An 11,689-nucleotide genomic window follows, 5' to 3' on the forward strand; every position below is an offset into this window, starting at 1 on the left:
GGTCAGTCCGCGTCGAGCGGGTGGTCGACCCAGACGTTCGGTTCGACGTAGCAGCCCAGGTCGAGGTCGCGGTTGACCAGCAGCGGCGCGAGCCCGCCGGGGACGGCGACGAGGCCGTCGCGGTCGAGCGGCAGGCCCGTCCAGGCGCGCCACCGCTCCAGGCCGGCGGTGATCGTCGTCGACCGGTAGGCGACGCCGCGCAGCCGGCCCCCGGCTCGGACGTGCGTCCGCAGCCACGGGTCTTGGGGCAGGCCGTCGTCGCGGCGGCGGGCGGCGTACTCGTCCATTGCCGCCCAGGGCTCGTTCGCCTTGAGCGGCGGGCGCAGGGGGGCGATGAGCCGGCGGAAGCCGCGCTCGCGGGCCAGGGCGCGCATGCCCGCCAGCACGAGGCGGGAGACGCCCTGCCGCGCCGCGCGCGGGTGCACGACGATCTCCAGGGCGCACAGCGTGTCGGGGGTGCGCTCCTCCAGGAGGTCGTCGATCGACCAGAGGACGGCCTGCTCCCATCCGCCGTCGGGGAACGGGTCGCGCCCTTCGACGCCGGCGTCGAGGGGGACCGTCAGGCCCCGGGCGAGGACCGCTCCCCCGTCGTCGACGACCGCGACGCTGAGGTCGCTCCAGTGGCGCAGGATGCGCGTGCGGGTGACGACCTGGCCGGTCAGGTGCCCGGCCATGAACGCGCCGGCGTCCTCGGGGTACGGGACGGCCATCGCGGCCTCGGCGATGGCGGCTGAGGTGTGCAGGGGGACGGCTTTCACGCGGGTCATTCAAACACGTGCGCCGCGGGCCGGTCGCGGCCGCGGCGGATCGGGGTGGGAGGAGCGTGGCGGGGTGCGGGGAGCGCGGCGGGGCGCGGGTGCGCGGCCGGGTGCGCTCGGCGTGGAGGCGGTGGTCACGTCGGCGGCCATGGCGCGGCCGCGGCCCCTCGCGTACCGTTGAGCCCACCCAGAAACTCCAGTAGAACAGCACGTCAGGGGATTCCCAGGCGCAAGGGAACCGGTGCCCGATCCGGTTCACCGTCACGGCTCTCCTTCTCGCGTCGCATGTCCGACCGTCCTGCCGCCGAGCGCGGCGGCGGGGTCGAGCTGCGGCGCAGAGGGAGGCGGGCCGCTGGCGGCGCGGACGAGGACCCTGTGATGCCCGAGCACGGCGACCGGCGCCCCGAGCGCGATCCCGACGAGTTCGAGCGTCTGCGTCCGCTGCTCCGCGAGCTCGCGCAGCGCGATGCCGACGACCCTGAGCGGCGGCGCTGCTTCGACCGCCTCGTCACCGGCCACCTGCCGCTGGTCGAGCACGCCGTCCGGCGGTACGCGGGCGAGGGGGCCAGCCCCCGGGACCTGCTGGAGGTGGGCGTCATCGCCCTCGTCTCCGCGATCGAGCGGTTCGATCCCGACACCGGGGGCGACTTCCTGCTCTTCGCGATCCCCCTCGTCGTCGGGGAGATGCGGCGCTGCGTTCGCGACACCGCGTGGCCCGAGCGCACCCCGCCGCCGCTGCCGAGCCCTCGGGACGGCGGCGGCGGCGAGCCGGCGCCGCGCCCGACGTTCGCGGCGGCGCTCGCGGCGCGGCTGGGGGTCGACCGGACGCAGGTGGCCGAGCTGGTCGCCGCCTGGGAGGCGGCCCAGGACTCCTCGCCCGCGCCAGAGGCCGATCCGCGCACGTGACGCGACCGGCGCGAGCGCGGCCGGACGCGGCGCAGCGCCGGCCGGGGACGGCCCCGGCCGGCGCTGCCACCGGTCTTTCGTGCGTCGTCGGCGCCGCTCGATGCCGCTAGGCCCGGCGGCGCTCCTCGCTCGGTCGTGCCGTGCGTTCGTCCTCGACGCGTTCGTAGTCGGGGCGGTCCTCGTTCAGGAGCTCCCGGTCGACGTCCGTCTCGTTGCGGTCGGCGGCGGGGACGCGCGGCTCGGCGGTGAGGGCCGGGCCGCGGCCGGGGCCGCCGTCCGCGTCGAGCAGGCGCCCGGCCTCGGTGGCGTGGGCGGCGTCGACGAGCAGGTCGTAGCTGTCGGCGCGGAGCTCGCCCACCGACGAGAAGTCGCGGCGGCCGCCGGTGAGCGCGTGGGCGACCAGCCCGACGATCGCGCCCGCGATCGCGCCGAGGAGCGCGCCGTAGAGGGCGAGCAGCAGCCCGGCGATGAGCGGGTCGACCCAGTTGAACAGGCCGAACAGCCAGCCCAGCACCGCGCCCAGCAGCGCACCGGAGACCGCGCCCTGCCCGGCCGCCCCGGCCATCGTCATGCGGCCGGTGACCCGTTCGACGGTGGTGAGGCCGCGGCCCACGATCGCCGTGCGCTCCACCGGGAACCCGGAGTCGGAAAGGTGGTCGACCGCTCGCTCGGCCCCGGCGTAGTCGGCGTAGGTGCCGACCAGGACCTGGCCGGCGCCGGCGAATCCCTCGGCGCTTCCCTCGTGATGTCGACTCATTGCGCACCATCCTTCGTCGCTTGTGGTCGCTGTACCACCGGGCTTCCCCGCCGTCGGAACCGGGAAACCCTCACGGCGCCGCCTGCGGACCCGGGCGGTTCAGCCGACCCAGAGGAGCAGGACGGCGAGGCTCGCGGCGGCGCCGGCGAAGCAGGCCGCGGCGAGGGCCGGGCTCGGCGGGGCGGTGCCGGCGTGGCCGCTCAGCATCGACTGGAGCTGTTCGCGCAGTTCGGTGTTGAAGGCCAGTCCGGCGGCGAGGATCAGGGCCGAGGGCAGCGCGTAGAGCAACGTGTAGCCGGCGAGGACGGCGATCGCGGCGGGGGCCGGGACGTCGGCGTCGATGAGCCGCTCGACGGCGAGGACGAGCGGGAAGGCGTTGGGCAGGTCGCCGATCGTGGCGAGCACGCCGAACGGGAGGGCGCTCCAGGCGTTCACCCACGCGGGCAGCGTGCGGCCCCGGCGTTCCCGCGGCCGGAGCCGGCGCACGCCCATGACGACCAGGACGAGTGCCAAGGCGGCGAACAGGAGGCGGCGCAGCCACAGCGTGAACCCGTCCAGGACGGTGTCGGCGAACGACAGGCCGAAGTAGAGCATGAGCGCGAAGGCCAGGAACGAGGCCGCCGCCCCGAGCATGAACGCCCAGCCGGTCGGCGCGGGGCGCTTGGCGCCGAGCAGGATCACGATGACGATCCAGATCGTGGCGGCGTTGACCGAGTCGAGCAGCGCCAGGCCCGTCAGCGCCCACAGCAGTCCGCCGGTCACCGGGGACCCCGTTCCCCGGCGCGCCTTCGCAGGCCCATGCGCGATCCTCCCCGGTCGTCGCGGCACCCGCGTGCCGCGGGCGGCCCGCGCCGCCCCGACCGCACAGTACCCGGCCCGGGGTTCCGCGCAGGCGGCCGCCGATCGGTTCGCGCCGGCGCATGGTGCCTGGTGACGGCGCACACGAATCGGTATAGTCTGGACACAGTGACCGCGCGATGCGACGAGGCGATGCCCATGACCAGGGAACACCCCGCCGACGAGGAGGACTTCACGGTGCTCCACGCGCGGCTTCGGGAGCTCAGCGCGCTCCCGCCCGACAGCGGGGACCGCGACCGTCTCCGCAAAGAGGTCCTGCACGAGTGCGGACCGCTGACCAGGCACATCGCCGAACGCTTCGCCCTCCGCGACGGCGGTGACGCGGCGGCCGTGATGCCCGTCGCCGAAGCCGCGATGGGCCGCGCCGTGGACGGCTACCGGCCCGGCGCCTGCGGCGACTTCCTCACCTTCGCGCTGCCCGCGGTCCTGGGCGAGGTGCGCCGCCACGTCCGCGACACCGCCTGGCCGCGCCGCAGCCCCGGCGAGCGCAGGGTGGGCGACGCGGCGTGCGAGGCGCGGCCGCCGCGCACGCTGCCGTCGCCGGTCGCGGAGCGGTCGAGCCGGAAGGTCATCGACGCGATCCGCTCCGACGAGCTCGGAAGCCGGCTCAGGACCGAGCCCCGCGTGCTCGCCGCGGCGATGGCCGAGCTGCCCGAACCGGCCCGGCGGCTCTTGGAGCTGCGGTTCGTCGAAGGCCGCTCCACCGTCCAGATCGGCGAGATCACCGGCACCCCGCAGATGCACGTCACCGAGCAGGTCGACCAGGCCCTCCGCGAACTGCGCGCCCGGCTCGCGGCGGCGGACGCCGCGCAGCGCGCCGACCGCTGAACGGCGCGCCTCAACGGTGCAGGCGGCTCGCGACCGCCTCGCGCAGCCGCGGACACCGCTCGACCGGGTGGTCGCTCGGGCAGGTGAGCACGTGGTCGAGGAAGTCGGCCGCCGCCGAGAGCCGCTCGATCTGCGCCCGGACCCGCTCGAGCGCGGACCGGGCGGCGGGCCGCCAGTCCTCGCCGGAGTCCGGACCGTGGAGGAGGCGGGCGATCTCGTCGAGGCTCATCGCGCCGCCGTCCTGCATGGACCTGACCACGGCGAGCCGGTGCAGTTCATCGGGGCCGTACTGCCGCTGCCCGAGGCGGCGCGCCGCCGGCGCCACGAGACCCCGCTCGTCCCAATAGCGCAGCGTCGCCACCGAGACGCCGAGCCGACTCGCCGCGGTCCCGATCGGCACCAGATTCTCGTCGTCCATCCCGCCATTTGACCTCAAGCCGACTTGAGGCCGCACCATTGCCGCATGGTGTTTTCGATAACGATTTTCAATAAACGGCGGTGGCGCGCATGAGCGCCCCGGCCACGGCCGCACCGGTCCGCGAGCTGATCCGACCGGTGCGCGGCAGGATCCTGGCCGGGTCAGCCCTCGCGTTCGCCGGCTCGGCGCTCGGCCTGCTCCCCTACGCGGCGATCGCCGAGATCGCCCGGCTGCTGCTGCAAGGCGGCGGCACCGCGGCGGTCTGGACCTGGGCGGCGGCCGGCGCCGGGGGCGTCGCGGCACGGCTCGGCCTCCTGGTCACCGCCGGCCTCATCACCCACTACGCCGACGCGGACCTCCAGCGCCTCCTGCGACTGCGCCTCGCACGGCACCTGGCGACGGTGCCGCTCGGCTGGTTCTCCGGGCGCGGCTCCGGAGCGCTGAAGAAGGCCATGGACGACGACATCGAGGACATGCACCACCTCGTCGCCCACGCCGCGCTCGACATGGCCGGCGCGCTCGGCCTGCCGCTGGCCGCCGTCGTGTACCTGGCCGCCGTCGACTGGCGGATGACGCTGGTGACGCTGGCGCTGCTGCCGATCGCGACGATCACGATCGGCCGGTCGCACCGCACGATGCCCGAGCGCATGGCCGAACTGAACGCCGCCCAGCAGCGGATCAACAACGCCGTCGTCGAGTACGTCGACGGCATCCAGGTCGTCAAGGCGTACGGGAGCCGCGACCGCCGCCACGCGCGCTTCGCCGAAGCGGTGGACGACTTCTGCGACACACTCGCGCGCTGGACCGCCGAAGCCGGGCGGGCCATGTTCGCCACGCTGGCGATCCTCTCCCCGCCGGCGGTCCTGCTCGTCGTGGCCGGCACCGGCACCGCGCTCGTCGCCGCGGGCGCCCTCGACCCGGTCGACCTGCTGCCCTTCCTCCTGGTCGGCGTCGGGCTGCCGGCGCCGTTCATGACCCTGCTCCAGGGCACACAGCTGCTGCGCAAGGCCCAGGCCGCCGCGGCGCACGTCGGCCGGGTGCTCGCCGAACCGCCGCTGCCGGCCCCGGCCGCGCCGACGCGGCCCGGGCACTCCGGCGTCGACTTCGCCGACGTCACCTTCGCGTACGGCGGCGACCCCGTGCTCCGCGGCGTCTCGTTCAGCTGCCCGGCCGGAACGACCACCGCGCTCGTCGGCCCTTCGGGTTCCGGCAAGAGCACGCTGCTGCGGCTGGTGCCGCGCTTCTTCGACCCCTCGGGCGGCGCGGTGCGCATCGGCGGCGCCGACGTCCGCGACATCGACCCGGCGGCGCTCCTGCGCAGCGTCGCGATCGTCTTCCAGGACGCGATCCTGGTGCGCGACACCGTCAGGGAGAACATCCGCCTCGGCGACCCGGACGCGGGCGACGCCGACGTCGAGGCCGCCGCGCGGGCCGCGCACCTGCACGACGCGATCACCGCCCTGCCGGACGGGTACGACACCGTCGTCGAGGCCCGCGGCGGGGCGCTGTCGGGGGGCGAGCGCCAGCGGCTGACCATCGCCCGGGCGCTGCTCCAGGACGCGCCGATCGTGCTGCTCGACGAGGCGACGGCCCACGTCGATCCGGAGAACGAAACGGCCGTCCGGGATTCGCTGTCCCGGCTCACGGCGGGCCGCACAGTGATCGTCATCGCGCACCGCCTCCACACGGTCGCCGCAGCCGACCGGATCGTGGTCCTCGAGGCCGGGCGCGTCCGCGAGTCCGGCACCCACCGGGAGCTGCTCGCCTCGGACGGCGCGTACGCGCGCGCCTGGCACTTCCAGCACGGAACGGAGACCGTCCGATGATCGAGCGACTGCTGCGGCTATGGCCGCACGAGGCCGAGATGCGGCGGCTGACCGCCGGTTACGCCGTGGCGGGCGCGCTCCAGGGCGCGCTGCTGCTTTCGCTGGTGCCGCTGCTGCGCGCGCTGCTCGCCGAGCCCGTGAAGGCAGGCGAGGCGGCCGGATGGCTCGGGCTCGTCCTCGGACTCGGCGCCGTGTACCTGGCGGCGCAGGCGCGGATCAAGGCGATCGGGTACCGGACCGCGAACCGGGTCATGCGCGATCTCCAGCACCGCATGGGCGAGCACCTGCGGCTGCTGCCGCTCGGATGGTTCGTCGGCAACGCCTCCGGCCGGCTCGCCCGCACCGTCGCGCAGTCGACACCCTCGGCGGCCGGCACCGTCTCGCACCTCTGGCCGGAGCTGGTGTCCGCCGTGGCGACGCCGTTGACCGTCGTGGTCGGGGTGTTCGCGGTCGACTGGCGCATGGGTCTGGCGTTCCTGGCGGCGGTGCCGCTGGCGGTGGGGGTGCTGCGCCGGTCGGGCCCGGTGGTGCGGGAGACGCAGGCGGCGATGGACGCGGCCTCGGCCGAGGCCGCGGGGCGGGCGATCGAGTTCGCGCAGGCGCAGCCGGTGCTGCGTTCGACGGGCCGGACCCTGGCGGGGTTCGCGCCGTTGGAGCGCGCGCTTGAGGAGCAGCGGCGGACGTTCCGGCGCGCGCTCACCCTGCACACGCTGCCGCAGTTCGCGTACACCGCGGTCGTCCAGCTCGGGTTCACGGCCGTGCTGCTCACCGGTGTCCTGCTCGTCTCCGGCGGCGCGGTGCCGGTCGCGGACGGGATCGCGCTGCTGGTCCTGGCGGCCCGGTTCGTCGAGCCGCTCGCGGTCGTCGCCAACCTGTTCGGCGCGATCCGGGTCGCGGAGGTGGCCGTCGACCGGGTCGGCGAGATCCTGGAGGCGCGGCCGCTGCCCGAGTCCGAAGCGCCGGTCGAGCCGGCGCGCGGCGCCGGCATGGCCGTCGAGCTCGACTCGGTCGACTTCGCGTACGAGGGCGCGCCGGTGCTCGCGGGGCTGAGCCTGTCGGTTCCGGCGGGCGGCTCGTGCGCGCTGGTGGGGCCGTCGGGTGCGGGCAAGACCACGGTGCTGCGGCTCGTCGCCAGGTTCTGGGACGCGGACGGCGGGGCCGTCAGGCTCGGCGGCGTCGACGTGCGGGCGGTGTCGACGCCGACCCTGATGGACAGTGTGGCGATCGTCTTCCAGGACACGTACCTGTTCGACGGGACCATCGAGGAGAACCTGCGGCTCGCCGCGCCCGGCGCCGGCGCGGCCGAGCTGCGGTCGGCGGCGGCCGCGGCCCGGCTCGACGAGGTCGTCGACCGGCTGCCGGACGGCTGGGCCACCCGGGTCGGCGAGGGCGGCGCGTCCGTCTCCGGCGGTGAGCGCCAACGGGTCGCGATCGCCCGCGCCCTGCTCAAGGACGCGCCGGTGGTGCTGCTCGACGAGGCCACCGCCGCGCTCGACGCCGAGAACGAGGCGGCGGTGGCGGCCGGCATGCGGGCGCTGTCGGCCCAGGGGAAGACGGTGATCGCGGTCGCCCACCGGCTCTCGACGATCACCGGCCTGGACCGGATCGCGTTCGTGGAGGGCGGCCGGGTGGTCGAGCACGGGAGCCACGAGGAGCTGCTGCGGCTGGGCGGGCGGTACGCCGCGTTCTGGGCGCACCGCTCGGCGGGAGCCGAGACCGGGTAGCGCGAGGCGAGGGCCGGCCCGGTTCCGGGCCGGCCCTCGCGGTGTCGCGGGTCAGGTCGCGGCGGATTCGGCCGTCTCGGCGCGGTCCGCCTGGGCGAGGAGCGACCGGTAGTCGGCGTTGCGCTCCAGGAGGTCCTCGTGCGCGCCTTCGTCGGCGATGCGGCCGTCCTCGATGAACAGCACGCGGTCGGCGTGCCGGATCGTGGAGATGCGGTGGGCGATGACGAGCGTGGTGCGCCCGGCCTGGATCTCGGCGACGGCGGCGGCGAGGGCCTGCTCGCCGAGGCCGTCGAGGTGGGCGGCGGCCTCGTCCATGACGAGCAGGTCGGGTTCGCGCAGGAACGCCTGCGCGATGGCGAGCCGCTGGCGCTGGCCCCCGGAGAGCGTGGCCCCGCCCTCCCCCACCGGTTCGTCGAGGCCGCCGGGCCAGTCGCGCACGGTGCCGGCGAGCTGGGCGCTCTCCAGGGCCCGCCACATGGCGGCCTCGGTCGCCGCGGGGGCGGCGATCTCGAGGTTGGAGCGGACGGTGCCGCGGAAGACGTAGGGCTGCTGGGGAATGAGGGCCACGCGGGCGCGCAGGGCGGCCGTGTCGACGTCCCTGAGGTCGGCGCCGTCGAGGAGGACCCGGCCCGAGACGGGGTCCCAGAAGCGGACGAGCAGGTGTGCGATCGTGGACTTGCCGGCGCCGGAGGCGCCGACCAGGGCCGCGTGCTCACCGGGCGCGAGGGCGAAATCGAGTCCTTTGAGGACCGGCGTGCCGGGGTCGTACGCGAACTCGACCGCTTCGAAGCGGACCGCGCCGCGGCGTTCGGGGTCCGCGCCGCCGCGGGTCTCGGCGACCGCGGGCGGCGCGTCGAGGACGTCGAGGACGCGCGCGGCGGCCGCGGACATCTCGCCGAGCCGTTGGAACATCGGGAAGATGCCGGCGGCGGGCGCGAAGGCCGCGCCCAGCAGGACGATCGCCGCGGGGAACAGCGCCGCGTCGAGGTCCCCGGCCCGGACCGCGGCGGCGAGGGCCAGGACGTAGGCGAGCGTGGTGGCGGCGACGATGAGGTCGGCCAGCGCGGACTCGGCGCCGGCGCGCAGGGCGGCGGCGCGTTTGCGCCGCTGCACGCGGGCGGTCGTCTCGAGCATCCGGCGCTTCTGGCGTTCGGCGAGGCCGAGGGAGAGCATCTCGCGCAGGCCCTCGGCGCCTTCGAGGGAGGCGGCCTTGAGCTCGCCGAGCTCGTCGCGGACCCGCTTGCCCTGGCGGGCCTGGAGCGGGCCCATGAGCCAGGGGACGGCCAGGAGGCAGGCGACCCCGGCCAGCGGGATGAGCGCAGCGGGTCCGGTGAGGACGGCGAGGGCCGCGACCACGAGCAGCGGGCCGACCGCCGCGTTCAGGCCGGCGCCGACGGTGTGGGCGAAGAACCACTCCAGGCTCTCGATGTCGGCCATCGCGGCGCCGGAGACCTCGCCGGCGCGGCGGCGCTTGAGGCCGCCGGGGGTGATGCGCTCGATCGCGTCGTGCAGCCGCAGGCGGAGGCGGTCGAGGACGCGGTAGGCGAGGACGTGGCTGAGCCAGGACTCGGCCCAGGTGAAGAGGCCGTTGGCGGCCACGGCGACCGCGAGTCCGATGAGGAGCAGGGTGGCGGTGCCGGTGGCGCCGGGGTCGGTGGCGACGAGGGCGGCGGTGGCGGCGCTCAGTCCCGCCGCGGCGGCGGCGAAGAGCTGATAGGCGCCCATGGAGGCGGTGGAGCGCCAGAACATGGCGCGGTCCTCGCCGATCGCGCCGAGCAGGCGCAGGACGGGGCGCAGCAGGGCGGCGCTGCTCGCGGGGGTCGCGGACGGTTCGGTGGGCATCAGACCGCGGCCTCCGTCCGCTGCGAGCGTTCGAGGCGGGCGAACAGGCCGCCGCGGTCGAGGAGTTCGTCCCAGGTGCCGGCCTCGGCGACGCGGCCGCCGTCGAGGACGAGGATGCGGTCGGCGCGGCGCACCGAGGCGATGCGGTGGGCGATGATCACGGTGGTCACGGGGGTCCCTTCACTGGTGCGGCGGGCGGCGAGGGCGTCGAGGATCTCGGCCTCGCGGCGCGCGTCGAGGGCGCTGGAGGCTTCGTCGAGGACGAGGACCGGCGCGTCCTTGAGCAGGGAGCGGGCGATGGCGAGGCGCTGGCGCTGGCCGCCGGACAGGAGTGCGCCGCCGTCGCCGACGGGGGTGTCGAGGCCGCCGCGGCGCGGATCGTCCACTTCGGTCGCGCCGGCGGCGCGGAGGGCGTCCCGCAGCGCGCCGTCGTCGGCGCCGGGGGCGACCAGGCGCAGGTTCTCGGCGACGGTGCCGGCGAACAGGAGCGGGGACTGGGAGACGACCGCGACGGTGTCGGTGCACGCCTCGCGGGTGAGGTCGGCGGTGGGGACGCCGCCGAGGCGGAGCTCGCCGCCGGTGGGGAGGGCCAGGCGCAGCAGGAGGCTGGCGAGGGTGGACTTGCCGGAGCCGGAGGGGCCGACGACGGCGACCGTGGCGCCGACCGGGACCGTGAAGTCCACGTCGGACAGTGCGGGCCGCTCGGCGCCGGGGTAGGTGAAGCCGAGGCCGACCGCCTCGATCGCGGGCCCGGCGGTGAGGTCGGGCCGGCGCTCGGGCGCGGCGGGGGCCTCGGGGGCGGGCGCTTCGAGGACGTCCAGGACGCGGCGTCCGGCGGCCACGCCGAAGTAGCCGGCGTGCCAGTGGTTCGAGAGCTCCTTGAACGGGCGGAACGCCTCGAAGGAGAGCAGGGCGACGGCGAACAGGGCGGGCGCGGCGAGGTCGCCCGCGCCGACCCGGGCGACGCCGACCGCGAGCGCGATCGCCGGGCCCGCGATGAGGAACAGCGCGGTGAGGCTCGACTCGACCAGCGAGACCTTGAGCTGGCCGAGGGTGGAGGCGAGGAGCCGCGCGGAGGTGCGCTCGAGGGTCGTGCGCCGCCGGGCGGCCGCGTCGAACGCCTTCAGGGTGGGCATGCCGCGCAGCGAGTCGACGACGTCCGCGTTCAGATCGGCGTACGCGCTCCAGTGGGATTCGCCCTTGTCGGCGAGGAGCTTGTCCCACAGCCGCGGGGCGAGCGGCACGGCCAGGGCACAGAGGCCGACGCTGAGGGCGACGACGGGGTCGACGGCGGCCAGCGCGGCCACGACGGCGACGGCGGTCGCGGCGGCGATCACCAGTTGCGGCAGGTAGCGGCCGAAGTAGGGTTCCAGGTTCTCCACGGCGTCGGTCATGAGCGACTGGCGGTGGCCGCTGCGCTCGTGGCTGAGCGCGATCGGGCCCGCCTCGGCCTGGGCGTCGAGGAGGCGGGCGCGCAGCGAGGACTTGAAGCCGGTGGCGACGGCGTGGACGGCGAGTTCGCGCAGGAAGGCGAGGAGGGGCCGGGCGCACAGGGCGGCCGCCAGGAGGGCGAGCCAGGTCGTCAGGTCGGCCAGGTCCGAGCCGGTGACGACGCCGGAGAAGATCCGGGCGCTCACCAGGGCCTGCCCGATCGCGACCGCGCTCAGCGCGAGCCCGATCAGGACCAGCAGCGCCAGGAGCGGGAAGACGGTGCGGGCCAGCGGGATCAGCCGCAGGTGGGTCACGTGGCCTCCTTCGGGCGGTGCGGCACG

General features: G+C 75.8%; 10 protein-coding genes. 4 read left to right on the forward strand and 6 right to left on the reverse strand.

Annotated features, from left to right (window positions below):
• Nucleotides 1-2 precede the first annotated feature (2 nt).
• Entirely contained in the window at nt 3-758 is a 756-nt protein-coding gene (locus tag EIW28_RS00305) for an N-acetyltransferase (protein ID WP_197716992.1), read from the reverse strand.
• Nucleotides 759-1,043: 285 nt separating this feature from the next.
• Between EIW28_RS00305 and EIW28_RS00310 the strand changes: the two genes are divergently transcribed.
• Nucleotides 1,044-1,664, forward strand: coding sequence for a sigma factor (locus EIW28_RS00310; RefSeq protein ID WP_125245742.1), 621 nt, complete (start codon nt 1,044-1,046; stop codon nt 1,662-1,664).
• 106 nt (nt 1,665-1,770) lie between these two features.
• Here the strand turns inward: EIW28_RS00310 and EIW28_RS24570 are convergent, their stop codons facing one another.
• Nucleotides 1,771-2,421 carry a general stress protein gene (locus tag EIW28_RS24570; protein WP_197716993.1) on the reverse strand — a complete coding sequence of 217 codons (651 nt, stop codon included), beginning with the start codon at nt 2,419-2,421 and terminating at the stop codon, nt 1,771-1,773.
• Nucleotides 2,422-2,520: 99 nt separating this feature from the next.
• Nucleotides 2,521-3,183: a GAP family protein gene (locus EIW28_RS24020; RefSeq protein WP_158630230.1), complete on the reverse strand. Its 663-nt coding sequence runs from the start codon at nt 3,181-3,183 to the stop codon at nt 2,521-2,523.
• A 234-nt stretch (nt 3,184-3,417) separates the two neighbouring features.
• Here EIW28_RS24020 and EIW28_RS24025 point away from each other — a divergent pair, with 234 nt between their 5' ends.
• Nucleotides 3,418-4,107: a sigma-70 family RNA polymerase sigma factor gene (locus EIW28_RS24025; protein ID WP_158630231.1), complete on the forward strand. Its 690-nt coding sequence runs from the start codon at nt 3,418-3,420 to the stop codon at nt 4,105-4,107.
• 10 nt (nt 4,108-4,117) lie between these two features.
• Here EIW28_RS24025 and EIW28_RS00325 read toward each other — a convergent pair whose 3' ends face one another.
• Entirely contained in the window at nt 4,118-4,525 is a 408-nt protein-coding gene (locus tag EIW28_RS00325) for a MerR family transcriptional regulator (RefSeq protein WP_158630232.1), read from the reverse strand.
• Nucleotides 4,526-4,614: 89 nt separating this feature from the next.
• Here EIW28_RS00325 and EIW28_RS00330 point away from each other — a divergent pair, with 89 nt between their 5' ends.
• Together EIW28_RS00330 and EIW28_RS00335 are read left to right on the forward strand one after the other, a co-directional pair.
• On the forward strand, nt 4,615-6,351 hold the full coding sequence (locus tag EIW28_RS00330; protein WP_125245745.1) for an ABC transporter ATP-binding protein: 1,737 nt from the start codon (nt 4,615-4,617) through the stop codon (nt 6,349-6,351).
• Complete coding sequence (locus EIW28_RS00335; RefSeq protein ID WP_125245746.1) at nt 6,348-8,075, forward strand: ABC transporter ATP-binding protein; 1,728 nt, start codon at nt 6,348-6,350, stop codon at nt 8,073-8,075. Before EIW28_RS00330 ends, EIW28_RS00335 begins: the two co-directional genes overlap by 4 nt.
• A gap of 51 nt (nt 8,076-8,126) precedes the next feature.
• Here the strand turns inward: EIW28_RS00335 and EIW28_RS00340 are convergent, their stop codons facing one another.
• Together EIW28_RS00340 and EIW28_RS00345 are read right to left on the reverse strand one after the other, a co-directional pair.
• Entirely contained in the window at nt 8,127-9,917 is a 1,791-nt protein-coding gene (locus tag EIW28_RS00340) for an ABC transporter ATP-binding protein (RefSeq protein ID WP_125245747.1), read from the reverse strand.
• The gene (locus EIW28_RS00345; RefSeq protein WP_125245748.1) at nt 9,917-11,662 is read right to left on the reverse strand and encodes an ABC transporter ATP-binding protein/permease; all 1,746 of its coding nucleotides are present in this window, start codon (nt 11,660-11,662) and stop codon (nt 9,917-9,919) included. Before EIW28_RS00345 ends, EIW28_RS00340 begins: the two co-directional genes overlap by 1 nt.
• Nucleotides 11,663-11,689 lie beyond the last annotated feature (27 nt).

Source organism: Glycomyces terrestris (assembly GCF_003933745.1).
Taxonomy (GTDB): Bacteria; Actinomycetota; Actinomycetes; order Mycobacteriales; family Micromonosporaceae; genus Glycomyces; species Glycomyces terrestris.

Coding starts and splice junctions, on each gene's coding strand:
- EIW28_RS00310 (WP_125245742.1), top strand. CDS start 1,044: ATGTCCGACCGTCCTGCCGCCGAGCGCGGCGGCGGGGTCGAGCTGCGG.
- EIW28_RS24570 (WP_197716993.1), bottom strand. CDS start 2,421: ATGAGTCGACATCACGAGGGAAGCGCCGAGGGATTCGCCGGCGCCGGC.
- EIW28_RS24025 (WP_158630231.1), top strand. CDS start 3,418: ATGACCAGGGAACACCCCGCCGACGAGGAGGACTTCACGGTGCTCCAC.
- EIW28_RS00325 (WP_158630232.1), bottom strand. CDS start 4,525: ATGGACGACGAGAATCTGGTGCCGATCGGGACCGCGGCGAGTCGGCTC.
- EIW28_RS00330 (WP_125245745.1), top strand. CDS start 4,615: ATGAGCGCCCCGGCCACGGCCGCACCGGTCCGCGAGCTGATCCGACCG.
- EIW28_RS00335 (WP_125245746.1), top strand. CDS start 6,348: ATGATCGAGCGACTGCTGCGGCTATGGCCGCACGAGGCCGAGATGCGG.
- EIW28_RS00340 (WP_125245747.1), bottom strand. CDS start 9,917: ATGCCCACCGAACCGTCCGCGACCCCCGCGAGCAGCGCCGCCCTGCTG.